Raw genomic sequence first — 25,082 nt, 5'->3', positions numbered from 1 at the left:
CCATTTTCACGGATAAATATTGTTCTGCTTCATAGGTATGGAGCACTAAATGGTTAAAAATCAGGAGCATGTCACAGCTCCTGATTTTTTCTGTACTGTCTTGGTGTACAGCCCTTGATTTTCGTAAAGACCTTTGTGTAATAATTAGAGTCCGAAAAACCGGACAGCAGTCCTGATTCCGTAATAGAACAGGAGGGATTTTCCAGATATTCCAGGCTGCGTTCAATGCGGTATTCCTGGATGTATCCGAAGAGAGTGATATTCATGCATTTTTTGAAAAGCCGGCTGCATTCGCTGGGACTTAAGTGGATCAGGTCTGCAACATCATTCAGGAGGATCTTTTCAGAGTAGTGTTCTGCGATATAGGACATGATCTGACGGATGCGGCGGTAGTTTTCTTCATCCTGACCGGATGGAAGAGTTGTCCGGGAGATCGTATTTTCATACAAGATCTTCCAGAAGTGCTGCAGTCTGGCGATGATCTCAAATTCATACATGGGTTCCCGGCTACTGTCCAGGTCGATGATGTCACGGATATCTTTTATGGCCTCGGAGTGCCATTTGCAGGATAGATCAAGCGGTACGGCGGACAGGGAAAAGCTTCGGAGGATCGGTTCTGTATATTTCTGGAAAAGAAGGCTTCCCGAAAATCCGTAGATCAGTTTGGGGTCAAAGGTTATGGGGATATACTGACAGTCCTGATCCTGATACATATGTCCGGCATGAAGGGCATTGGCATTGCCAAAGATTGCCTGTCCCTCTTTCAGGTGAAAGGTATTCTGATTGATCTTGTAGAGCATTTCGCCCTTTTCGATATAGGTAAGCTCGATCTCCGGATGCCAGTGCCACAGAAAGGAACCGGTCTCATAGCCGGAAAGCCGCTCGTAGCTTACCAGGAATGGGAAGGAGCTGTCTCCGTGTTTTTTCAGTTCTTTTCCGGCGGGATCTGTGATGATCTGCAAGGTGTTACCTCCTTCCTTCTGTGCGCGGATCCTGAAGTGTATATCTGCTTTTCATAGTGGAATTTATTTTATCAGAAAAGGCAGAAAATGCAAAGGGATATTCCGGGATCACCACAAAATAATACGGTTTTTACACAAAATTGTTATGGACAGAAAAGACGGGACTGTTATAATAAAAGTACATGAAGCGTTACTATTCACTGGTGATATTCTGCGCATTGCGAAGTGTGTTGCTGAGAACGGAGTGAACAGTAACCATGAAGCGTGACAGAGCGGAAGATCTTTTCAGGTTCTTCCGGATCTGGGGTGTAAACTATATAACAGGAGGAAGAAAAAATGGGAACAATTAAAATTCCGGCAGCAGACGTGCTGAAAAAAATCTATGGTGAAACAGAGGAGAGCAGCGCCCGTTATACCAATCTTGCTGTGAATTTCGAGAAGAAATATCATCATGACAAGGCAGAGTTTTTTACTGCTCCGGGCCGTACGGAGATCATTGGCAACCATGTTGATCATAACGGCGGTCAGATCATTGCGGCAAGTATCGATCTGGATACCATCGGTGCTGCTTATCCAAACGGAACCAATGTGATCCATATGATCAGTGAGGGTTACAAACAGGAAGTAGTTGTTGATCTTGACAAGCTCAGCACAGAAACCTATACAAAAGGTACAGATGCTCTTGTTGCAGGTATTATGGAGTATATGCAGAAAAAAGGCTATGCTACCGGTGGATTTGACGCTTATGTTTCCACCAAGGTTATTGCCGCTGCAGGTGTAAGCTCTTCTGCTTCCTTTGAGATGCTTGTATGTGCGATCACCAATTATTTCTTTAATGAAGGTAAGCTGGAGTATGGCGAGTATGCGAGAGCAGGTCAGTATGCTGAGAATGTTTACTGGAAAAAGGCTTCCGGTCTGATGGACCAGATGGCTTGTGCTGCCGGCGGCCCGATCCTTCTGGATTTCTCTGATAAAGAGAATATCAGCTGTGAGAAGATCGCATTTTCCTTTGAGGATATGGGCTGCAGACTTGTGATCGTAAATACCGGTAAGGGCCATGCAGATCTCAGTGAGGAATATTCCTCTATTCCTATGGAGATGCGTGAGGCTGCGAAGGCTATGGGCGTAGAGCTTCTCTGTGAGTCCAATATGGAGAATCTTCTGGCACATGTGAAGGATATTCCGAATGACCGTGCTGTTCTTCGTGCGATGCATTTTTATGAAGAGAACAGACGTGTTGCAGATGCTGTGAAGGCTGTTGAGAATAAAGACGGTGAGGGATTCCTGCGTCTTCTTGAGGAGTCCGGTAATTCTTCCTGGGAGTGGCTGCAGAACTGTTATTCTCTGCAGAATTGCAAGGAGCAGAAGATCACGTTGAGTCTGGCGCTTACCAAGCTGTTTCTGAATAAGATCGGTGCTGGTATCTGCAGAGTTCATGGTGGTGGTTTTGCAGGAGTTATCATGTGCGTGCTTCCGATCGAGAACGCAGATGCGTATGTGGACTATATGGCTCAGTATGTTGGAAGGGAAAATGTCTATCCGATGAATATCAGGAGTACAGGGGCTGTTCATGTTGAGTGATTTTTGATGGCATAACGAACGTCATGGAGGGCGATTCGTTTCCGAATGCGGCTTTGGCGGCATCCGAAAATGAATCGCCCTTTGCGCTGTACTATGATTTTTTATTTTTTAATCAAAATTTTATGATTTGTTTCTGATTTAAATTTATGGGTTATGGTATAATGAGAAAAATTTTAAGAGAGTAATAAAAAAGAATTTGCAGAAGTTTTCAAGGTGAGGTTTCTGGAGTTGTTTTGAGTTTTGTTTTTTTCATTATATTTCATAAGAAAGGTTTGACATATTTATGAGCAGAAGAGAGTTTCTTGAGGTTTTACGGGGGCAGCTGTCCGGACAGATGACCCAGGGGAGAGCTGCGGCTCATGTGCGGTATTATGAGGATTACATTCAGTCTCAGGTCCGGAACGGTCGAAGTGAATCAGATGTTCTGGCAGAACTGGGGGATCCCAGGCTGATCGCCAAGACTTTGATCGATACAGATGACAGTGCAGCTGTTTATGATGAGTCTGGTTATTCTGAAGAGAGCTACGGTGCAGATGATTATGCGGATAATGGGACGGAGAGCAGTGCCGGAAAGGCAAGAAGCTTTAAACTGGATCTGAGCACATGGTATGGGAAGGCAATCGTGATCGCCATTGCAGCGTTAATTGTGATACTTTTAACAACTGTTTTGGTGGCAGTTGCTCCATTTTTGATAATTTTTGGTATAGTTTTGTATTTAATATCCTGGTACAGGAAGAAAAAAGTGTAATTGTTCCACAACAGCTGTGAATTAAAGACAATTTCCGTGTAATGAAATGGATTGCTTGTGAAAAAAGTATTTATAAGATTTGCATAAAAAATACGTGTTTGGTCTTGATTTATAGTGGATTTTACTGTATAATCTGGATTAACAAGTTGAGATTGTGTCTGTTTTGTATAAAAACAGATGATGCCATTGAGAAGAGAGAACGGCAGAAGATATACATCGAAGGATGTGTTATTTTCTGCCGATTTTTTTATCTGTTTTTTATGGAAGGTGATCAGAATGGATTGCCTTATTGAGGTACGGTAAATTGTATAAAATAGATAAAAAAATAATTGTTATTAAATGATAATTGTATAAAATAAATAAAGATATATTGAAAAATGGAGAAATAACTGTTGATTATATGCAAGAAATGTGTTATCATTTGGTAAAAAGTTGGTAAAGATAACAAACGCGCAAATACAAAGGAGGGTAGTGAGAGGGCATTTTTGACAGCAGAACGTAAATGAGAGTTTTGCTTAATGTATTGGGGTAATTGCTGGAAGATATAACGGAAATGTTTTTCAGCAGAATGTGTAATGAGCAACATGATCAGCACTGTCAGGGGGACAGAGATATCGTGATGATGCAGCTGATCGGTAGTACGTAAATTTATGAAAAGCAGGTGATATACAATGAAAAGTAAAAAATCTTTTTTCAGGACAGTGGAGCCTTATCTCTATCTGGTTCCTGTAATGATCCTTTTTATACTGTTTGTATTCTGGCCGTTCGTTAAGACGATCCAGCTGAGCTTTGCCAGAACCACACCTCTTGGTCAGGTGGCACAGTATGTAGGACTTGACAACTATACGAATATTTTTACAGATGGAACGTTCCTTAACAGTTTGGTGACAACACTGAAATTCTCTGTTATGCGAGTTATCCTTTCTATTGTGCTCGGTTTTATACTGGCGATCATCAGTACAGAGAAGATCAGGGCAAAGGGATTTTTCCGTACTGTATATGCACTTCCGATGGCTATTTCCGCAGCAGCGGCATCTGTAGTGTTCATGTTTATTTTCCACAGCTCTCTGGGTATCCTGAACAGGGCGCTCGGAACTCATATCGGATGGCTGACAGATAAGAAATATGCACTGATCGCAGTTACGATCGTTAGTGTATGGATGGCGATCGGTATGAATTTCATTTACCTTACTGCAGCGATCCAGAGTGTACCGGCTGAGCTTTATGAGAGCGTTGCCCTGGATGGAGCGAATTTCTTCCAGAAGCACCGCCATGTAACGATTCCGTCAATCTCTCCGACACTGTTCTTCCTTCTCATCATCAATGTCATCAACTCCGTACAGGCATACGCAGAGTTCAAGATGATGACCCAGGGCGGACCGGCAGAGAGTACCAACGTTATCGTGTATGAGATTTACCAGGAGGCATTTATCAACAGCCGTTTCGGTGTGGCCTGTTCAGAATCCGTAATTCTGTTTGTTATTTTGATCATCCTGACTGCACTGCAGTTTAGACTGGAAAAGAAGGTGACCTACTGATGAAAGAAAAACCATATGTAAAAGTGGCGATGTATGCGCTGAATATTATTTTTGCAATTATTATTATTGTTCCTGTTATCTACTGTTTCAATGTTAGTATGATGGATCTGAAGGAGATCTACGGCGGAAAGTTCTGGCCATCCCATCTGACTATCGAGAACTACACAAGAGCATTTCAGCTTGCACCGTTCTTTACCTTCATTAAGAACTCACTGATCGTATCCGGTGTTATCACATTTGCTCAGGTTGTCACAGGTGCTCTTGCAGCATATGCTTTTGCAATGATGGAGTTCAAAGGCAAAAAGGTCCTGTTCTATATTATGCTGGCAACCATGATGATCCCGAGCCAGGCGATCATCATCGCAAACTACCTGACTATTGCTGACTGGGGTATCCGTAATACATACGCAGCACTGATCCTTCCTAATGCAGCAGCAGCTTTTGCAGTATTCAACATGCGCCAGGCATTCCTGACACTGCCGAAGGAGATCCATGAAGCGGCAGAGATTGACGGATGTACAAATTTCAAATTCTTATATACCATCGGTGTTCCGCTTATCAAACCATCACTGGGTGCTCTGATCATCTATGTATTCCTTCAGAGCTGGAATTACTATCTGTGGCCACTGCTTGTAACTGACAGTGTAAATATGAGAACAGTTCAGATCGGTCTTGGTATGCTTCAGGGGGCTGAGGCAACAGACTTCCGACCGGTTATGGCTGGTGCTATGGTTATCCTGATTCCGTCGATCCTTGTATTTATCATTGGTCAGAAGCAGATGATCAGTGGTCTGACAGCAGGTGCTGTTAAGGGTTGATCCAATCACATAAGAGCAAGTAGCAAAAATGTTAATTTGTCCGACTTGTATTGGGGCGGGTCGGACCATTATAAAAGGAGGGTTTCTATATGAACAACAAAAAATGGATGGCGATTCTTTTAGGAGGAATCATGGCTGCATCTCTGGCAGCTCCGTGCTCAGTAAGTGCAGCTGAGAAAACAACACTTACATTCTGGCATGCAATGGGCGGCACAAACGGTGAGGTGCTTCAGCAGATCGTGGATGATTTCAACGCATCCCAGGATGAGATCGAGGTTAAAGCTGAGTATCAGGGAACCTATGATGATACCATCACAAAACTGAAAGCTGCTATGCAGAGTGACTCTGGTCTTCCGGATGTTTGCCAGATGTATGACGTAGGAACAAAGTTCATGTATGACAGTGGTGCTGTCATTCCTGTAGAAGACAAATTTGAAAGCACAGGCTATGATAAGAGCTCTGTTATGGGGGTTATCAGCAGTTACTATACCGTAGACGGCAAGCAGTATTCAATGCCATTTAACGTATCCACACCTATGCTGTATTACAACAAAGACGTATTTGAGGCAGCAGGACTTGATCCTGAAACTCCGCCGACAACTTATGATGAGGTTCTTGAGGATGCCAAGAAGATCGTAGAGAGCGGAGCAGCTCCGGTTGGTTATTCACAGGCTATTTACGGATGGTTCTTTGAGCAGCAGCTTGCAGGACTTGGTGTAACATACGGAAACAATGACAATGGACGTAAAGAGGCAGTTACAGCTGTTGATTTTGATTCCAACGGCGGTGGCCTGAAAGTATTTGATATGTGGAAAAAGCTGTATGATTCCGGATGTTTCGAAGATTACGGAACAACAACAGCAGATACTCAGACAGCATTCTTCTCCGGACAGGTTGGTATGATCATCGAGTCTACTGCTATCCTGAAAAATGCAGTTGATTCTTCTCCGTTCGAAGTTGGTACAGGATATCTTCCGAGAATCGAGCAGAATGATGAAGGCGGTGTTATCATCGGTGGTGGATCCCTGTGGCTTACAGATACAGGCAACGAAGCTAACGAAGATGCAGCATGGAAATTCATCGAGTACATCACAACTCCTGATGTACAGGCTAAATGGTCCATGGGTACAGGATACTTTGCGATCAACGAGAAAGCTTATGAGACAGAGGATATGAAGGCTTACCTCAAAGAAAACCCGAACTTCGAGACAGCTATCAACCAGCTGAAGGATTCTCCTGTAAACTGCAATACAGCAGGTGTTCTCTCAGGTGTACAGACAGAAGCCCGTCTTACATTCAACGAGATCATGCCGCAGGTATATGATGGCAAGCTTACAACTCAGGACGCTGTTGATCAGCTTGCAGCTTCTGTAAACAAAGCGATCGAGAACTATAACGAGTCTATTAAATAATCAGAATGCCCTCTGATCAGTAGATAGAGCAACAGATAGGGATACCGCCGCTGGGCGCCGGTATCCCTGCTGTTTTACATGCTGTGAGACTACAGATCATGTATATCCGGGGTATAGGATCATATGAAAAACTGCGTAGTGAGACGGACGGAGTGAGTCCGGCTGACTAGACAGCTTTCGAATGGAGTGAGTGTGGCCTGCGGCGTTCGTGCAAGGCAAAATGAAGTGATGCGCTATTGGCGTTATCACCGGCAGAAAATAATGTTACAACAGGAAAGGAGCAAATTTATGGGCGGAATTCTCGGAGCATGTAATGCAATATCGGATTATTTGCACACTTTAAATATGGGATCGACGCTGTTTCGGCTGATTCTTGCGATGTTTCTTGGATGTCTGATCGGTATTGATCGTGGAATGAAGAAGCGTGTGGCAGGTGTAAAAACACATATGATCGTCTGTATGGGGGCAACTTTGGTTATGATGACGGGCGATTTTATCCATGTATATTCTAATGGGGCAGGAATCGGAGATACTGCACGACTTGGCGCACAGGTTGTCAGCGGGATTGGTTTTCTTGGAGTGGGAACTATCATTGTGACCGGACAGAGACATGTATCCGGTCTTACGACAGCGGCCAGTCTTTGGACTTCTGCGTGTATCGGACTTGCTGTGGGAATCGGCTTTTACAGCGGTGCGATCTTTACCACGCTGGGGCTTATTCTGGTGTTCAAATATGCGAAATATATAGAGGTTTATGTGGAAGAGCATTCCAATACCTATGACGTATATATGGAGTTTGAAAATGAAGACAAGATGAGTATGGTCATAAAGAAGCTCCGGGAAGAGGACATCCTGATCTCCAACGTAGTTATCATCAAAAAGAGATCCAAAACACAGAGTGTGGTGATCCAGGCAACAATGGAGGCTGCCAAATGGAAAGCACGCCATACTGTATTTCGTGAGGTAAGACAGCAGGAAGGAGTTATTTCTGTGGAGGAAATATGATCGGGAATCGGGAATACAATGAAACTTATCATGTTTTTGAGAAAGTTAAGAGCATGTTAAAGAAAAAACGATGTATTTTACGAAAAATGCACTTGAAATATGAAGAATAGTCTGATACAATGAATACAAAGTGAAGAAGGAATCTGATTCAGCTTGCTGAATACAGAGAATGCCATTGAGAACAGAGACCGGCATGAAGACACATGGATAAGTGTGTTTTTATGCCGGCTATTTTTATGCGCAAATGTTAATGTTTCAAAAGGATTACAAGGATTACAAGGGTTACAAAGGGTTACGGCATAAAAATAATGGCATATTCACTTGAAAGATTGCTGTTCGTAAGCAGTACTCCTCGCAGAATATATACCTGCGGACGGCAATGCTTGTGTTGCAACGGATATTCTGCTGTTTCCGGCGCAGAGAAAGCCGGGGACAGTTCAGAAGATCCGCAAACAGGAAAGGAGAAACAGATCTATGTATGATGTGATCATTATCGGAGCAGGAGTTTCCGGAGCGGCAGCGGCGAGAGAGCTTTCAAGATATCGGCTGAAAATCTGCGTTCTGGAGCGAGAAGAGGATGTATGCTGTGGAACTTCCAAGGCAAACAGCGGAATCGCTCATTCCGGTTATGATGCAGAACCGGGAAGCCTTATGGCGGAACTGAATGTGAAGGGCAGCAATATGATGGGACAGCTTTCGAAGGAACTGGATTTTCCTTTTAAACAGACTGGTTCACTGACTGTCTGTACGACTGAGAATGGAATCGCCATGCTGCATAAGCTGCGTGAAAGAGGACTGAAAAACGGAGTAGAGGGACTGAGGATCCTTGACAGAGAAGAGGCACTTGCCATGGAGCCGAATCTGTCTGATCAGGTGCTGGCAGCGCTGTATGCACCGACAGCCGGAATTGTCTGTCCCTTTGAGCTGAACATTGCAATGGCAGAGAATGCATATAACAATGGTGTGGAATTTAAATTTGACACAGAAGTAAAGAACATCCGAAAACAGGAAAAAGGTTTTGTTGTGGAAACCTCAAAGGGTGATCTTGAGACAGGCTGTATCGTCAATGCTGCCGGTGTCTATGCGGATGTTTTTCATAATATGGTAAGTGAGAAAAAACTGCATATCACTCCTCGTAAGGGTGAGTATATGCTTCTTGATAAAAGTGCAGGAACACATGTGAATCATACGATCTTTGCACTTCCAAATAAGAACGGAAAAGGAGTTCTGGTAACACAGACTGTTCACGGTAATCTTCTGATCGGGCCTACAGCTACGGATCTGGAGGATCGGGAGGAAACAGCGACTACATCAGAGGGGATGGAGGAAGTAAGTGCCAAATCCCGGAAAACAGTAAAGGATATTCCACTGCGGAAGGTGATCACAAGCTTTGCAGGGCTTCGAGCTATCGAGGACGGTATGGATTTTGTGATCGAAGAGGTGGAGGATGCTCCCGGATTTATCGATTGTGCAGGAATCGCATCCCCGGGACTTACCAGCTCACCGGCCATTGGCTGTATGGTTGCTGACATCGTAAAAGAAAAATTACATCCGGAAGTAAATCCGGATTTTGATCCGGTGAGAAAAGGGATCCTGGATCCGTCAGAGCTTTCTCTGGAAGAAAGAAATGAGCTGATCAAAAGATCACCGGAATATGGAAATATCATCTGCAGATGTGAGATGATCTCTGAGGGAGAGATCCTGGATGCGATCCGAAGACCGCTTGGAGCGAAATCCCTGGACGGAGTAAAACGTCGTACAAGAGCAGGAATGGGAAGATGTCAGTCAGGCTTCTGCTCTCCCAGAACAATGGAAATCCTCAGCCGAGAGCTTGGCATTTCCATGGAGGAGATCACAAAAACAGGCGGAGCTTCCAGACTGATCGAAGGAATCAACAAGAAAATTGCAGAGGAGGGCGAGAACCATGAATGATAAGATTATGGTGAAGAGAGATATCGTGATCATAGGCGGAGGCCCTGCAGGACTGGCAGCAGCCCTGGCTGCAAAGAAAGAGGGAGCAGAGAGTATCCTGATCCTGGAACGTGATAAGGAACTGGGCGGGATCCTGAATCAGTGTATCCATAATGGATTTGGCCTTCATACATTTCAGGAGGAGCTGACAGGACCGGAATATGCGGCACGTTTTATCCGGATGGTAAAAGAGCGGCAGATCGAGTACCGGCTGAACACCATGGTCATGGATATCAGCCAGGATAAGGTGATCACTGCCATGAGCCGCCAGGAGGGAATGTATCAGATCCAGGCAAAAGCTGTGATCCTTGCCATGGGCTGCAGAGAGAGACCGCGAGGTGCACTGAACATTCCGGGATATCGACCGGCAGGCATTTATTCAGCAGGAACAGCACAGCGCCTTGTAAACATGGAAGGATTTATGCCGGGAAAAAAAGTAGTGATCCTGGGATCCGGTGATATCGGACTGATCATGGCCAGACGTATGACGCTGGAAGGCGCAGAGGTTAAGGCAGTGGCAGAGCTGATGCCATATTCCGGAGGCCTGAAGCGAAATATTGTGCAGTGCCTGGATGACTTTGGAATCCCGTTGAAGCTTAGTCATACAGTGGTTGACATAAAAGGAAAAGAGCGCGTGGAAGGAATCACTCTTGCAGAGGTAGATGAAAACAGACGCCCGATTCCCGGTACAGAGGAATTTTTTGAATGCGATACGCTTCTTCTTTCTGTTGGTCTGATCCCGGAGAATGAGCTTTCCGGACAGGCAGGTGTGAAGCTGAGCAATGTGACTTCCGGACCGGTGGTAAACGAAAGTCTGGAGACAAATGTAGAAGGTATTTTTGCCTGCGGAAATGTTCTTCATGTTCATGATCTGGTGGATTTTGTTTCGGAGGAAGCCGGCAATGCAGGAAGAAATGCGGCTCTCTATGTAAACAACAATGGAGAGGACAAAATACCGGAAGAGATAAAGATCACGCTTTCGCCCCAAAACGGAGTCCGCTATACAGTGCCGTCTGAGATCCGTATCGGTCACATGGCGGAGGAGCAGCTGGTCCGCTTCCGTGTGGGAAATGTATATAAAAATTGTTACATCCGTGCATATCTGGATGGAGAACGGATCTTTTCCAGAAAAAAACAGGTGGCAGCACCCGGAGAGATGGAACAGATCAAATTGAAAAAAGAGCAGCTTCTTTCCATTCTGGAAGGAAAACAGAAACAGGATAAACATGAACTTGTGATCCAGGTGGAGGAGTGATGAAAATGGAAAAAAGGAATCTTACTTGTATCGGATGTCCTATGGGATGCGCCCTTCTGGTGGAAATGGATGGAAAAGAAATCATTTCCGTCACAGGAAATACCTGTAAAAAAGGTGCGGAATATGCAGTGAAGGAAGTGACAGATCCGACCAGGATCGTGACAACGACCGTTCGTGTGAAGAATGGAAGCATGCCGGTGGTGTCAGTAAAGACAGCACAGGATATTCCGAAAGGAAAGATTTTTGACTGTGTGGAAGCGCTGCGGGATGTATGTGTGGAAGCGCCGGTTCAGATTGGGGACGTGATCCTGGAGAATGCAGCAGGTACAGGTGTGGATATCGTGGCTACAGGAAATGTGAAGCAGATCATACAGTGATCTGCAAAGGATATATATGGCGATCTGTATGCTTATAATATGTCAGCCCTCCGGCAGACAAAGCGAATAAAATAAACCTGAAAAGGCGGTTTTATCGCTTTGTTTGCCATGAAATAAAATATGCAAAATACACAAAAAATAATAAGAAGAAAAAGAATAATTAATTAAAAAGCAACAAAAAAACGTAAAAAAACAGACAAAAAATGTTGAAAATAAATAAACGCTATGATATAATCAGAAATATGAATTAGCAAAAATGCTCACAACGATGTAATGCATTGAATGGAGGATGATTAGAATGAAAGTATTTGGACATCGTGGTTTCAGCGGAGAATATCCGGAGAATACAATGCTGGCGTTTCAGAAGGCTGTGGAGGCTGGTTGCGAGGGGATCGAGCTTGATGTGCAGCTGACCAAGGATCTGGTTCCGGTGATCATGCACGATGAGAAGGTTGATCGTACCACAGATGGAAACGGGTATATCTATGATCTTACATATGCTGAGCTGTGTAAACTGGATTGCAGTTATCCGGATAAGTTTGCCGGAAAATTCGGCAGACTTCAGATTCCGACTCTGAGAGAGTATTTGGAGTGGATGGCAGAGGAGGAAGATCTGATCACAAACATCGAGCTGAAGAACAGTGTTTATTATTATGGTGGTATGGAAGAGAAGGTCATTGATATGATCTGCGAATATGGTCTGGAGGATCGGATCATTCTTTCCTCTTTCAATAACGCATCCATTGTATTGTGCAGACAGAGTGATGAGACTATTGCAGGAGGTTTTCTGGTAGAGAAATACGTGGATAATGCAGGGGTTTATGCAAGAACCTGTGATGTGCAGTATTATCATCCGAATCTGGAATACCTGAAGGAAGAACATGTACGCAGCTGTTCCCAGAACGGGATCGGGGTGAATGTCTGGACTGTAAACGAGGAAGAGGATATGAGAAGGATGAAGAAATGGGGAGTAAACTCCATCATCACCAATTATCCGGACAGAGGAAGAGCAGTGGCAGACGAGGATTGAAACTGTAATGCAAAGACGCTTTCTGTAAGGTACATACAGGAGGCAGGATAAATTTGAAATCTCCGGCAGGAGGGGGTCCTGCTGCAGATCTATATAAGCAAAATAAAAAAACTATAATAATGTATATGGAGGATTTTTACAATGGAGAAAGAAACAAGACCTTTTATTTCCTGGCAGCTTGCAGATGATTTTATGACTGCAGTATTTGAGAAAATGGGAGTTCCGACGGAGGATGCAAGACTTTGCGCTGATGTACTTCTGGAGAGTGACAGACGTGGAATCGAGAGCCATGGCTGTAACCGCTTTAAACCGATCTATATCGACCGTATCAAATCCGGAATCTTAAATCCAGTAACAAAGATCGATATCCTTAAAGAGACACCAACAACTGCAGTTCTCGATGCCAACGATGGTATGGGAATGGTAGCCAGCAAGAAGGCTATGGACATGTGTATTGAAAAAGCACATAAATACGGCATGGGTATGGTTGCAGTCCGTAACTCTTCCCATTATGGAATCGCAGGATATTGGACAGGTCTCGCTGCAAAAGAGAATATGATCGGTATCAGTGGTACCAACGCAAGACCATCCGTTGCACCGACATTTGGTGTTGAGAATATGCTTGGAACCAACCCACTGACATTTAGTATGCCTACAGATGAGCCGTTCCCGTTTACACTGGACTGTGCAACATCTGTTATCCAGAATGGCAAGATCGAATACTACGCACGTATCAACCATGATACTCCTAAGGGTCTTGTTATTTCCAGAGAAGGAGAGGAGCTTACAGATAGTGCAGAGATCCTTAAGAAGATCAGAAGCCAGCAGGCAGCACTTGCTCCTCTCGGTGGATTTGGTGAGACAACCGGAGGATATAAGGGATACGGATACTCTACTGTTGTTGAGATCCTTTCCGCTGCTCTTCAGTCCGGTCTCTTCCTGAAAGCTCTGGATGGTAAGGATGAGGAAGGAAAGATCCGTCCATATCATCTTGGACATTTCTTTATTGCTATCGACACAGAGGCATTTATGGGTGCAGAGGCATTCAAGAAAACATGCGGTGATATCCTGAGAGACCTGAGAGGCTCCGAGAAGGCTCCTGGACAGGAACGTATCTACACAGCAGGCGAGAAGGAATATGATGTATGGATGTATCGTAAGGATAAGGGAGTTCCGGTGACAGAGGCAGTTCAGAAAGAGTTTATCGGACTTCGCGATGAATTCGGACTTACACAGTTCAAATTCCCGTTTGAGAAATAATGTATCTGCAGAAGGGAAGTCCATAGGGGCTTCCCTTCTTTTACCAGAGAAGAAGATTGTCTGAGAATTGTAATACAGCCGGAAATAAAACAGATATATTTGGCAAATGCGTCTGGTCTTTGAAGCAATAAACTGATACAATAAGAATAATATCTTCAAATAATGCGCGGAGATAGGATGATATTGTGTGAACATTGCGGAGGAAGAGAGAAGATGAACAAAGAATTTCTGGACGCGATCGAGGCGAACCCGATCATAGCGGCTGTAAAGGATGAGCAGGGACTTCAGAACTGTCTGGGCAGGGAGGAGCTTACCGTGATCTTTATCCTGTATGGAGATATCCGTTCTATTGGGGGAATTGTGGAGCGGATCCACCAGGCGGGGAAGATCGCGATGGCACATATAGACCTGATCACAGGTTTAAGCTCAAAAGAGGTTTCTGTGGATTATATTTGTAAAAATATCCATGCAGATGGGATCATTTCAACAAAAGCATCCATGATCAACAGGGCGAAGAAGCTTGGAATGTATACAGTTCTGCGTTTTTTCCTTATTGATTCCATGGCGATCAAGAATATTGAGAATCTGGGAAATCAGCATGAGCAGCTGCCGGATGTGGTAGAGGTTCTGCCGGGGCTGATGCCGAAGATTCTTAAACAGATATGTAAAACAAGCAAGGTGCCTGTGATCGCAGGCGGTTTGATCTCCGATAAGGAGGATGTGATGGGAGCCCTGGGTGCGGGGGCAGCAGCGGTTTCCACTACAAATCAGAAGGTATGGGAATTATGAGGCTGCAGAGGCATTGAACCGCAGCCAAGAAATGTATTGGAGGATTTTTATATGGCAAAATATGTTATGGCGCTGGATTCCGGAACGACCAGTAACCGCTGTATTCTTTTTGATGAAAGCGGAAGGATCCGCAGTGTGGCGCAGAAGGAGTTTATCCAGCATTTTCCGAAACCGGGATGGGTAGAGCATGATGCAGGTGAGATCTGGTCCACACAGCTTTCTGTTGCCAGAGAGGCTATGAACCAGATTGAGGCAACGGCAGAGGATATTGCAGCGATCGGTATCACCAATCAGAGAGAGACCACTATTGTCTGGGATAAGAATACGGGACAGCCGGTTTATCATGCCATCGTATGGCAGTGCAGAAGAACTTCAGAATACTGCGACAGTCTGAAAGCAAAGGGACTGGAAGAAAAATTCCGTCAGAAAACAGGACTTGTTATTGATGCGTATTTTTCTGCCACCAAGGTAAAATGGATCCTGGATAATGTGGAGGGTGCCCGCGAAAGAGCAGAGAAGGGAGAGCTTCTGTTTGGTACCGTGGAGACCTGGCTGATCTGGAAGCTGACCAAGGGAGCTGTTCATGTAACAGATTATTCCAATGCATCCAGAACGATGATGTTCAATATCAATACACTGGAGTGGGATGATGAGATCCTGGAGGAGCTTGATATTCCGAAATGCATGCTCCCGCAGGTAAAAGAGTCCAGTGAGATTTATGGTGAGACAGATCCGTCCTTTTTCGGTGGAAGGATCCCGGTAGCCGGTGCTGCCGGGGACCAGCAGGCGGCGCTGTTCGGACAGGCTTGCTTTGAGAAAGGTGAAACCAAGAATACATACGGAACCGGTGGCTTTCTTCTGATGAATGCAGGAGATAAACCGGTATTTTCCAATAACGGGCTGGTTACAACCATCGGATGGGGACTTAACGGAGAGATCACTTATGTTCTGGAGGGATCCGTATTTGTGGCTGGTGCTGCGATCCAGTGGCTTCGTGATGAGCTTCATCTGGTGGATTCCGCATCGGATACCGAGTATTTTGCGGGAAAGGTACCGGATGCAAACGGCTGCTACGTCGTGCCTGCATTTACAGGACTTGGAGCTCCTTACTGGGATCAGTATGCCCGTGGCACGATCGTGGGATTGACCCGTGGTGTAAATAAGTATCATATTGTGCGTGCGACTTTGGAATCCCTTGCATATCAGGTCAATGATGTGCTGGAGGTTATGAAGGAAGATGCAGGAAGTGACCTTGCAGTTCTTCGTGTAGACGGCGGAGCAAGTGCAAATAATCTTCTCCTGCAGATCCAGGCCAATATCAGTAATGTGGCTGTAGAACGTCCGGAATGTATTGAGACAACTGCTCTTGGTGCCGCATATCTGGCAGGTCTTGCTGTGGGATTCTGGGAAAGCAAGGAGGCAGTACTGGAAAGTCGTGATGTGGAACGTATTTTCCGCACGGAGATCGATGACGAGAAGCGAAATGCCATGGTAAAAGGCTGGAGAGCTGCAGTAGGCTGCTCCAGAGACTGGATCAAAAAGATCCAGTAAAAGATAAAAAAGAAAAGTCATGCAGCGGGACCGGATGAAAATGTCCTGTGCATGGCTTTTTTGCGTTTCCGGAATGTCACAGACAGACCGGCATATAAGCGATCGCGGAACAGATCCGCCGGAGCTTACAGAGTGGTCAGATCGATCCTGTAATCGTCGGAACCCTCTCCGTCAGCAGTGTAGTAAGCTGCTCTTTCTTCTGCATTTACATAGATGTGGAGCTCTTTGCCTTTCAGGCCCTTTGCTTCTGCATCTTTCTTAACAGCTGCCTCAAGGTCGGCAACTGTGATGGATGTCTCAAAAATTTCAAGTGTGATGCCGCTGATCTTATGATTTTTTACAGTGTTCTTAACTTCTTCTACTACTTCTGGTGCCTTGGCTGCTACAGTCTCTGTTGCCTTTTTGACTGCTTTAACGGTTTTTTCAGCTGCAGGTGTTTTTTCAATCTTTTCTACAGTTGATTTCACGGTAGCTTTGGCCTTGGTGGTTGCGCTCTTCAGGTTGCTTGTTCTGCTGTTTCTTCTTTTTTCCATAATGGAACACTCCCTTCCGCATATTTCGTTGACAGAACGGATCTGCCGGAATATGTACCTGTTTACAGTATCATGAATCTGGTGGAAAGTCAAATTTTTGCTTGGGTGTTGCATTTCCGGCAGTTGTCGTATAAACTGGATTACAGAGAAAATCAGACAGGGGTACAGAGATTGAAGAATATTCAGGAAGATATTAAAACAGGAAAATTTAAGCAGGCATATCTCCTTTACGGTGAGGAAGCCTATCTGAAACAGCAATATAAAAGAAATCTGGTGAAGGCTCTGAACCCGGACGATGATACCATGAATTTTACCAGATATGAGGGGAAGGGGATCGATGTCCGGGAGCTTTTGAGTCTTTGTGATACCATGCCCTTTTTTGCAGAGCGAAGAGTAGTCCTTCTTGAGGATACGGGATTCTTTAAGAACAAATGTGAGGAACTGGCAGATTATATGAAAGCGCTGCCTGATTATCTGTATCTGGTGTTCTGCGAGTCTGAAGTAGATAAAAGAAGCCGTATGTACAAGGCGGTAAAAGCCTGCGGCAGCATCGGGGAATTTAAACAGCAGGATGAAAAGACTCTTATGCGGTGGGCGGCAGGGATCCTTGGAAAAAATGGCCGCAGGATCACCCAGAGAGATGTGGAGCTTCTGCTGACCATGACGGGAACAGATATGGGAAATATAAGGATGGAGCTGGAAAAGCTGATCTCCTATACGGTCGGAAGAGATGTTGTGACGGCTGCAGATATTCAGGCTGTCTGTACCACACAGACAACCAATAAGATCTTTGATATGGTGCGTGCGGTGACGGAGAAGAACCAGAAGCGGGCCCTGGATCTGTACTATGACCTTCTGACTCTTCGGGAACCGCCGATGCGGATATTGTTTCTTTTGGCGAAACAGTTTCGTCAGATCTGCCTGACCAAGAAAATGTCACAGGAGGGTCTTTCTCAAACCGAGATCGCTTCCAAACTGGGAGTACCCTCTTTTGTTGTGCGGAATCTGGCATCCTGTGCCAGATCCTACACTGTGGAAGAGCTGGAGAATGCTGTGCGGGATTTTGTGGATGCGGAAGAGGCGGTAAAGACAGGTACACTTGGAGATGTGCTCAGCGTGGAGCTTCTGATCGTGAAGTACAGCTCGGCGAGAGCAGTGAGAGCCTGAGTTTTACGGAGACGGGTTCTGCCACAGGGTCGCTCCGTTGTCCCTGAGCCATTTTTCGCAGGCTTTATACTCCGGCATCACAGATGCCACCACTGCATAAAAGGCAGGGGAATGATTCATTTCTTTTCTGTGGGAAAGTTCGTGTACTACAACATAATCCAGGACTTTTTCCGGGGCGAAGATCAGCCGCCAGTTGAAGTTCAGGTTTCCTTCGCTGGTGCAGCTTCCCCAGCGGGTTTTTTGTTCCCGGATCGTGATACGGCCGTAGGTTACGCCCATTTTTCTGGCGTAGGCTGCGGTTTTTCTTTTGAATATTTTTCTGGCGGATTCCATATAATAACTGCGGCGGAATTCCGAAAGAGGCGGGTTTTCTTTCGGGGGCTGTGCCGGCCTGGAGGCGGCGTGGGAGAGGTGCTTCAGGATCCAGCTTTCTTTCTGTGAGAGAAAACGATGGATGGTGGAATCTGGCATTGTGTGTGGAGCGCGGACAGTTACCTGACCGGAAACGCTGACCTGGATCGCCAGGGTTTTCCGGCTGCTGCGGATAATGCGGTAGGGAAAGGGATGGGATATCATAAAAAAACTCCTTTTGGTCAATGCAGAAATCTATATACAAAAAAGACAGTCGCTGACGGTTCGACTGTCTTTCCTTTTACTTATAAGCTTATAACTAAAATATTCCGTGGTCTATTACGCAATGCTGTTGACAGCTTTGGAAAGACGGGAAATCTTTCTGGCGCAGTTATTTTTGTGATAAACGCCCTTGGATGTAGCTTTGCTGATTGTGGAGATTGCGTCCTTAAGAGCAACCTCTGCAGCTGCCTTATCCTTATTCTCAACTGCTGTCTCAACTTTCTTGATGGAAGTCTTAACTGCAGAACGGATTGCTTTGTTTCTTGCAGCCTTAGTGCTGTTAACTAAGATTCTCTTCTTTGCGGATTTAATGTTAGCCAATTCGTACACCTCCGATTCCTTAAAAATATAATATTAAATTACATTCACAGGAACAGACACGGGCGCTCCTATGAAACATGCTTATATATATTATTATACGTGCACAGGAATGTCAAGATGTTTTTCGCAAAAATTCCAAAAAAATATGCAAAAAATACCAGATGCTGTGTGGAAAATGGGAAATGATACATATTTATGGGAAAAAGGGGAAATAATAAAAGGGAAAACACCGGAAAAGCTGCAGGCAGCAGCGAAAAAGTCTTTGCAATCTTACAGAAAAAGAGGATGAGAGTATGGCTGGAAGGAGCAGAATCAGAACAGACCTGGCACTGGAAGCAACGGAACGCTTTCAGGCGGAAAACGTAGAAGTACGTGGAGTAGAGATCAGGGAAAGATACGATGAGGAAAAGGATGTTCGGACTACCGTAGTGCGGATCACAACGGAAAACGGAGCCAGGACCATGGGAAAACCACAGGGAACCTATATTACCATTGAGGCACCGGATCTTTCCGTTCCGGATGAGGATTATCACAGAGAGATCTCGGAAGAGGTGGCACATCATTTAAGGGAGCTGATCGATCTTGGACGGCAGCAGTCGATCCTGGTGGTAGGCCTTGGAAATCAGGAGATCACTGCGGATTCCCTTGGCCCCCGTGCAGTTTCCAATCTTCATATGACAAGGCATGTGATCCGGGAATATGGGCTGAAGAGCAATGAACATATGAAAATGCATCAGATCAGCGGGATCGTTCCGGGTGTGATGGCACAGACCGGAATGGAAACTCTGGAAATTGTTCGGGGTGTTGTTTCTGAGACAAAGCCGGATTTGGTGATCGCCGTAGATGCGCTGGCGGCCAGAAGTACGACAAGACTTAACCGGACGATCCAGATCACGGATACCGGGATTAGTCCGGGCTCCGGCGTGGGGAATCACAGGGAAGGCCTGAATGAAGAAAATCTTTCGGTCCGTGTGATCGGGATCGGTGTTCCGACTGTGGTGGATGCGGCTACCATTGTCCATGATTCCATGGCAGAGCTTCTGGAGGCGCTGGAGGAAGATGAGCAGAAGGAGTTTCTGGAAGAAATGATCTCACCGAAGCTTTACACCATGTTTGTAACACCAAAGGATGTGGATGAAACGGTACGATATTTAAGCTTTACCATTTCCGAGGGACTGAATCTGGCTTTTTCCGATAGTCTAATCGAAGAGGACAGGTCATAAAATACCATAAGAGGTGATCGTTGGTGACGAATATCCAGAGGGCTTTCTGCGTGGTTTTGAGCCTGATCTTCCTGGGTGTGGTGGCTGTCCTTCCGGGAGATTTTTTCAGGCATGGTGAGATCTACAGACAGCTGCCGCTGTATTGCTTTCTGGAAAAGAAAGCTCTGCAGAAGGAAAATGGCAGAGACCGGGAAACAGAGATGCTTTTGCAGAAAAAAAACGCAGAGCATCTGGGTGAAGAAGTGGAAGCAGAGAACCGAAAAGAGCAGGAGACGCTGCTGATGGCCGAGGCGGAAGAAGTGGAAAAGAAAGAAGCCCTTCAGAAGAAAGAAGAGCTTCAAAAGAAAAAAGAAATTCAAAAGAAAGAAGCGGAAGAGGCAGAAATGGCAGGGAAAAAATCCTCTGCCGGCAAAAAAAATGAAAAGGAGACTGTTAAGGGAAATACAGAACAGGAAGTTGCTGAGCCAGAAATTACAGAGCCGGGAGGTTCAGAACAGGAAGCTACGGAGCCGGGGGACACAGAACCGGAGACTCCTCCGTCAGAGGAGAACCGATCCGGTGAAAATACTGCGAAGGAACAGGAGACTGTGGCACTGCCACATCCGCAGATTGACTTGTCTCAGGCGAAACTGGCAGATTTTGACTATGTGATGAATCAGTTTTTTATATTGGATTCCAATACGGAAACGAATGCGCAGCAGATCAGTGCGCCCCGTTTTCTGAAGGAGGATCTGTCCGTTAAAAAGGATTCATCGGTACCCCAGATCCTGATCTATCATACCCATTCCCAGGAGGCTTTTGCAGATTCAAGAGAAGGACAGACTGAGGACACCATCGTAGGAGTGGGAGATCATCTTACTGAACTTCTGGAAAAAACATATGGATACCAGGTCATTCATATAACAGATGCCTTTGATATGATGGGAGGAACACTGGACAGGAGCAAGGCTTATGATTATGCCAGGGCATCCATAGAAAAAGTGCTGGAAGAAAATCCCACCATTGAAGTTGTGATCGATCTTCACAGAGATGGTGTGCCGGATGAGCGTCATCTGGTAACGCAGGTGAATGGAAAACCTACTGCTCAGCTGCTTTTTTATAATGGATTAAGCTATACAGTCAGTCAGGGGGCAGTGAGTTATCTGCCCAATCCTTACATAGAAGAGAATCTGGCATTTTCCTTTCAGCTGGAATATCAGGCGGCACAGTATTACCCCGATCTTTACCGGGGGATCTATCTGGCAGGTCTTCGCTATAATCTGCATCTTAAGCCACGGGCCCTGCTTCTGGAGGCCGGAGCACAGACAAATACCGTAGAGGAAGTCCGAAATGCCATGGAACCATTTGCAGATATCTTAAACAGAGTTCTGAAAGGCAGTGACAAAGAAGGCTGAAATATGATATGATAAAGAGCAGTATGGAAAAATATGCGTTCTGAACGCTTTATACGAGAGAAATTTAAGGAGGACTTCCTGAATGATAGACCAGAGTAAAATTCGGAATTTTTGTATCATTGCACATATCGACCATGGCAAGTCAACACTTGCGGACCGTATCATCGAGATGACGGGACTTCTTACCGAGAGGGAAATGCAGGCCCAGGTTCTGGATAACATGGACCTTGAGAGAGAACGAGGGATCACCATCAAATCCCAGGCGGTTCGTATTGTATACAAAGCCAAGGACGGAAATGAGTATATTTTTAACCTGATCGATACCCCGGGACATGTGGATTTTAACTATGAAGTTTCCCGAAGCCTTGCTGCCTGTGACGGAGCGATCCTTGTTGTGGATGCAGCACAGGGAATCGAAGCTCAGACACTTGCCAATGTATATATGGCACTGGACCATGATCTGGATGTGGTTCCGGTGATCAACAAGATCGACCTTCCAAGTGCGGATCCGGAGCGTGTTATCAATGAGATCGAGGATGTGATCGGAATTGAAGCGCAGGATGCACCGCAGATTTCCGCAAAAACAGGACTGAATGTAGACCAGGTCCTGGAGCAGATCGTCAATAAGGTCCCGGCGCCGGCGGGGGATGTGGATGCACCTCTGAAGGCTCTGATCTTCGACTCTGTTTATGACCCTTATAAGGGTGTTATCGTATTTTGCAGAGTGAAGGACGGACGTGTGAAAAAGGGCACGAGGATCCATATGATGGCGACCGGATTCACCACGGAGGTTGTGGAGGTTGGATATTTTGGAGCGGGTCAGTTTATCCCGTGTGACGAGCTGACAGCAGGTATGGTCGGATATATCACAGCCAGCATCAAGAATGTCCGTGATACCCGCGTGGGTGATACGGTAACGGATGCGGACAACCCCTGTGCAGAGGCACTTCCGGGATATAAGAAGGTAAACCCTATGGTTTATTGTGGCCTTTATCCGGCAGATGGTGCCAAGTACGGCGATCTCCGTGACGCGCTGGAGAAGCTTCAGCTCAACGATGCTTCCCTTTATTATGAACCGGAGACATCGGTCGCCCTTGGATTTGGTTTCCGCTGCGGCTTCCTGGGACTTCTTCATCTGGAGATCATCCAGGAGCGTCTGGAGAGAGAGTATAACCTGGATCTTGTAACTACAGCACCGAGTGTTATCTATAAGGTCTATAAAACCAATGGTGAGATCATCGAGCTGACCAATCCCACCAACCTTCCGGATCCTTCAGAGATCGAATACATGGAAGAGCCTATGGTGAAGGCGGAGATCATGGTAACCACAGAGTTCATTGGTGCGATCATGGATCTCTGCCAGGAGAGACGTGGTCAGTATGAAGGCATGGAATATATGGAAGAAACCCGTGCACTCCTGAAATACAGACTGCCGCTGAACGAGATCATTTATGATTTCTTTGATGCACTGAAATCACGTTCCAGAGGTTATGCATCCCTGGATTACGAACTGGACGGATATGAGAGAAGTGAGCTTGTGAAGCTGGATATCCTTGTGAATAAAGAAGAAGTGGATGCTCTTTCCTTTATCGTGCATGCAGATACTGCCTACGAGCGTGGAAGAAAGATGTGTGAGAAGCTGAAAGACGAGATCCCGAGACAGCTCTTTGAGATCCCGATCCAGGCAGCTATCGGAAGCAAGGTCATTGCCAGAGAGACGGTAAGAGCCATGCGTAAAGACGTACTTGCCAAGTGTTACGGTGGAGATATCTCCCGTAAGAAGAAGCTTCTGGAAAAACAGAAGGAAGGTAAGAAACGTATGCGTCAGGTAGGTAACGTGGAGATCCCGCAGAAGGCATTTATGAGTGTCCTGAAGCTGGATGATAAATAGGAGATGACTTTTTGAAAAAAAATATAAAAAAACTGTTTCTGGCAGCAGGACTTCTGGCTATAACAGGAGCTCTGCTTACCGGATGTGGTTCAAAGAAGAAAAATGCAGAAGAGGAAAGTGTGATCAAAATCAGTACAGCGCCGGAACCGACTGCCACTCCTGATCCGAAAACCGTAGATCCGGATGCAGTGACGAGCAATGGAAATCTGACAATGGTCAATGAGTACCTGGCAGAAAACGGCAGTGAGGCATTGGGGATCGATGGCGTGACACCGACACCGGCTGCTTCGGATGGAAGCACGGATAATGCGGATAGTGCCGGTGAAGATACAAGCTCCGATGAGGATAATGATACATCAGGTAGTGGTGGAGAGGAAGGAGCCATGGATGGAGAATGAGGCGAAAAAACCGCTGGAGCTCTATATCCATATTCCGTTTTGTGTAAAAAAATGTGATTACTGTGATTTCCTTTCCGGACCTGCCGGAAAAGAGAGGCAGCGTGAGTATTTCCAGGCTCTGGAAAGGGAGATCGCCGCTGTTCCGGATTTTTCGGAAAGGGAGATCACCACAGTTTTTATCGGCGGAGGAACACCTTCCGTGCCGGATCCGTCTCTTGTTGGAGAGATGCTGGATCAGATCAGAAATAAGTTTTTTGTGGCCCCGGATGCTGAGATCACCATCGAAGCAAATCCGGGGACTTTATATAAAGAAAAACTTCAAATATATCTGGAACACGGGATCAACCGGCTGAGTCTGGGGCTTCAGTCCCCGCAGAATCGGGAATTAAAGATCCTTGGAAGGATCCATACGTGGGAAGAGTTTCAGGAGAGCTTTTTTATGGCAAGGGATGCAGGCTTTTCCAACATCAATATCGATCTGATGAGTGCCATTCCGGAACAGACCTATGCAGACTGGGAAAAAAATCTCCGCACGGTGGCAGGGCTTTCGCCGGAACATATTTCCGCCTACAGTCTGATCATTGAGGAAGGCACTCCTTTCGGGGAAAGAAAGCTGAAATTGCCGGATGAGGATACGGAGTACCGTATGTATGAGAATACGGCAGGGATCCTAGCGGAATATGGGTTTCATCAGTACGAGATCTCCAATTATGCGAAAGGCGGACGGGAATGCCGTCATAATAAGGGATACTGGCAGAGGATCGATTATCTGGGACTGGGACTTGGGGCGTCTTCACTTCTGGATCATATGCGTTTTTCCAATACTGCGGATATGAAGGAATATATTGGAAACAGTGCGTTTCCGGATAAGATCCGCCAGAATACGGAAAGCCTTACAGAGGCAGATGAGATGGCTGAGTTTATGTTTCTGGGGCTTCGGATGACCGAGGGCGTTTCAATGGAAGCGTTTGCGGAATATTTCGGAAAAAATATGGAAAACGTTTACGGAGAGGTCCTGAAAAAACATCTGGAGATCGGAATGCTGGAACAAAAAGGAGACAGGATATATCTTTCGAGAAAGGGAATCCATGTGAGCAATGGAGTGATGGCGGATTTTCTGCTGTAGAAAAATTTGTCGATTTTTTCACCTTGACGAACGGATGTTCTGGCAGTATACTGATAAAAAATCAGAAATTTTACAGCGGAATAAGAGAGGTAGATTCTG

At 45.6% G+C, this 25,082-nt stretch carries 24 protein-coding genes; 20 read left to right on the top strand and 4 right to left on the bottom strand.

Annotation, left to right across the window (positions count from 1 at the left end; all coding sequences use genetic code 11):
- Positions 1-71: 71 nt before the first annotated feature.
- Positions 72-962, bottom strand: a complete 891-nt coding sequence (locus NE638_RS07085) for an AraC family transcriptional regulator (RefSeq protein ID WP_118608658.1) — start codon at positions 960-962, stop codon at positions 72-74.
- A 345-nt stretch (positions 963-1,307) separates the two neighbouring features.
- Here NE638_RS07085 and NE638_RS07080 point away from each other — a divergent pair, with 345 nt between their 5' ends.
- The 13 genes from NE638_RS07080 to glpK all read left to right on the top strand — a co-directional run bounded on the left by NE638_RS07080 (position 1,308) and on the right by glpK (position 16,297).
- Entirely contained in the window at positions 1,308-2,543 is a 1,236-nt protein-coding gene (locus NE638_RS07080; protein WP_118608689.1) for a galactokinase, read from the top strand.
- A 283-nt stretch (positions 2,544-2,826) separates the two neighbouring features.
- Complete coding sequence (locus NE638_RS07075) at positions 2,827-3,291, top strand: DUF1700 domain-containing protein (protein WP_022426942.1); 465 nt, start codon at positions 2,827-2,829, stop codon at positions 3,289-3,291.
- Between the two features lie 671 nt (positions 3,292-3,962).
- A complete protein-coding gene (locus tag NE638_RS07070) occupies positions 3,963-4,829 on the top strand; it encodes a carbohydrate ABC transporter permease (protein ID WP_022426943.1) in 867 nt (288 codons plus the stop codon).
- Complete coding sequence (locus tag NE638_RS07065; protein ID WP_021651865.1) at positions 4,829-5,647, top strand: carbohydrate ABC transporter permease; 819 nt, start codon at positions 4,829-4,831, stop codon at positions 5,645-5,647. The genes NE638_RS07070 and NE638_RS07065 overlap by 1 nt, the downstream gene beginning before the upstream one ends.
- Positions 5,648-5,736: 89 nt before the next feature.
- Complete coding sequence (locus NE638_RS07060) at positions 5,737-7,059, top strand: ABC transporter substrate-binding protein (RefSeq protein WP_173722516.1); 1,323 nt, start codon at positions 5,737-5,739, stop codon at positions 7,057-7,059.
- Between the two features lie 288 nt (positions 7,060-7,347).
- Complete coding sequence (locus NE638_RS07055) at positions 7,348-8,064, top strand: MgtC/SapB family protein (RefSeq protein WP_015527451.1); 717 nt, start codon at positions 7,348-7,350, stop codon at positions 8,062-8,064.
- Positions 8,065-8,538: 474 nt separating this feature from the next.
- Positions 8,539-9,996, top strand: a complete 1,458-nt coding sequence (locus NE638_RS07050) for an NAD(P)/FAD-dependent oxidoreductase (RefSeq protein WP_015527449.1) — start codon at positions 8,539-8,541, stop codon at positions 9,994-9,996.
- A gap of 7 nt (positions 9,997-10,003) precedes the next feature.
- A complete protein-coding gene (locus NE638_RS07045) occupies positions 10,004-11,290 on the top strand; it encodes an NAD(P)/FAD-dependent oxidoreductase (RefSeq protein ID WP_119248200.1) in 1,287 nt (428 codons plus the stop codon).
- A 5-nt stretch (positions 11,291-11,295) separates the two neighbouring features.
- On the top strand, positions 11,296-11,667 hold the full coding sequence (locus tag NE638_RS07040) for a DUF1667 domain-containing protein (RefSeq protein WP_173745944.1): 372 nt from the start codon (positions 11,296-11,298) through the stop codon (positions 11,665-11,667).
- Positions 11,668-11,965: 298 nt separating this feature from the next.
- A complete protein-coding gene (locus NE638_RS07035) occupies positions 11,966-12,697 on the top strand; it encodes a glycerophosphodiester phosphodiesterase (RefSeq protein ID WP_021976755.1) in 732 nt (243 codons plus the stop codon).
- A gap of 141 nt (positions 12,698-12,838) precedes the next feature.
- On the top strand, positions 12,839-13,957 hold the full coding sequence (locus NE638_RS07030) for an Ldh family oxidoreductase (RefSeq protein ID WP_015527445.1): 1,119 nt from the start codon (positions 12,839-12,841) through the stop codon (positions 13,955-13,957).
- A 213-nt stretch (positions 13,958-14,170) separates the two neighbouring features.
- Positions 14,171-14,746, top strand: coding sequence for a glycerol-3-phosphate responsive antiterminator (locus NE638_RS07025; RefSeq protein WP_015527444.1), 576 nt, complete (start codon positions 14,171-14,173; stop codon positions 14,744-14,746).
- A 51-nt stretch (positions 14,747-14,797) separates the two neighbouring features.
- The gene (gene glpK / locus NE638_RS07020; RefSeq protein WP_022426947.1) at positions 14,798-16,297 is read left to right on the top strand and encodes a glycerol kinase GlpK; all 1,500 of its coding nucleotides are present in this window, start codon (positions 14,798-14,800) and stop codon (positions 16,295-16,297) included.
- A gap of 125 nt (positions 16,298-16,422) precedes the next feature.
- Here the strand turns inward: glpK and NE638_RS07015 are convergent, their stop codons facing one another.
- Positions 16,423-16,830, bottom strand: a complete 408-nt coding sequence (locus tag NE638_RS07015; protein ID WP_015527442.1) for a DUF6465 family protein — start codon at positions 16,828-16,830, stop codon at positions 16,423-16,425.
- Positions 16,831-17,001: 171 nt separating this feature from the next.
- On the opposite strand from NE638_RS07015, the gene holA reads away from it, so the two are divergent.
- Positions 17,002-17,997: a DNA polymerase III subunit delta gene (gene holA, locus NE638_RS07010; protein WP_022426949.1), complete on the top strand. Its 996-nt coding sequence runs from the start codon at positions 17,002-17,004 to the stop codon at positions 17,995-17,997.
- 3 nt (positions 17,998-18,000) lie between these two features.
- Here holA and NE638_RS07005 read toward each other — a convergent pair whose 3' ends face one another.
- Both NE638_RS07005 and rpsT read right to left on the bottom strand, forming a co-directional pair.
- Entirely contained in the window at positions 18,001-18,573 is a 573-nt protein-coding gene (locus NE638_RS07005) for a M48 family metallopeptidase (RefSeq protein ID WP_173740721.1), read from the bottom strand.
- Between the two features lie 114 nt (positions 18,574-18,687).
- A complete protein-coding gene (gene rpsT, locus NE638_RS07000; RefSeq protein WP_022426951.1) occupies positions 18,688-18,951 on the bottom strand; it encodes a 30S ribosomal protein S20 in 264 nt (87 codons plus the stop codon).
- Positions 18,952-19,021: 70 nt separating this feature from the next.
- Here rpsT and NE638_RS06995 point away from each other — a divergent pair, with 70 nt between their 5' ends.
- The 6 genes from NE638_RS06995 (at position 19,022) to hemW (ending at position 24,983) form a co-directional block, all read left to right on the top strand.
- The gene (locus NE638_RS06995; protein WP_173745943.1) at positions 19,022-19,240 is read left to right on the top strand and encodes a hypothetical protein; all 219 of its coding nucleotides are present in this window, start codon (positions 19,022-19,024) and stop codon (positions 19,238-19,240) included.
- Between the two features lie 4 nt (positions 19,241-19,244).
- The gene (gene gpr / locus NE638_RS06990) at positions 19,245-20,174 is read left to right on the top strand and encodes a GPR endopeptidase (protein WP_015527438.1); all 930 of its coding nucleotides are present in this window, start codon (positions 19,245-19,247) and stop codon (positions 20,172-20,174) included.
- Positions 20,175-20,197: 23 nt separating this feature from the next.
- Entirely contained in the window at positions 20,198-21,568 is a 1,371-nt protein-coding gene (locus NE638_RS06985; protein WP_243113513.1) for a stage II sporulation protein P, read from the top strand.
- 82 nt (positions 21,569-21,650) lie between these two features.
- Positions 21,651-23,459 (top strand): translation elongation factor 4, encoded by a 1,809-nt coding sequence (gene lepA / locus NE638_RS06980; RefSeq protein ID WP_021651884.1) that lies wholly within the window; start codon positions 21,651-21,653, stop codon positions 23,457-23,459.
- An 11-nt stretch (positions 23,460-23,470) separates the two neighbouring features.
- Positions 23,471-23,857 (top strand): hypothetical protein, encoded by a 387-nt coding sequence (locus tag NE638_RS06975; protein WP_021651885.1) that lies wholly within the window; start codon positions 23,471-23,473, stop codon positions 23,855-23,857.
- The gene (hemW, locus tag NE638_RS06970; RefSeq protein WP_173745942.1) at positions 23,847-24,983 is read left to right on the top strand and encodes a radical SAM family heme chaperone HemW; all 1,137 of its coding nucleotides are present in this window, start codon (positions 23,847-23,849) and stop codon (positions 24,981-24,983) included. Before NE638_RS06975 ends, hemW begins: the two co-directional genes overlap by 11 nt.
- Positions 24,984-25,082 lie beyond the last annotated feature (99 nt).

It is taken from the genome of Blautia sp. MSK.18.38 (genome assembly GCF_024460535.1).
GTDB classification, from domain to species: domain Bacteria; phylum Bacillota; class Clostridia; order Lachnospirales; family Lachnospiraceae; genus Blautia_A; species Blautia_A fusiformis.
Note: the sequence above shows the minus strand (reverse complement) of the source record. Positions and strands in the feature narration are given on the sequence as shown.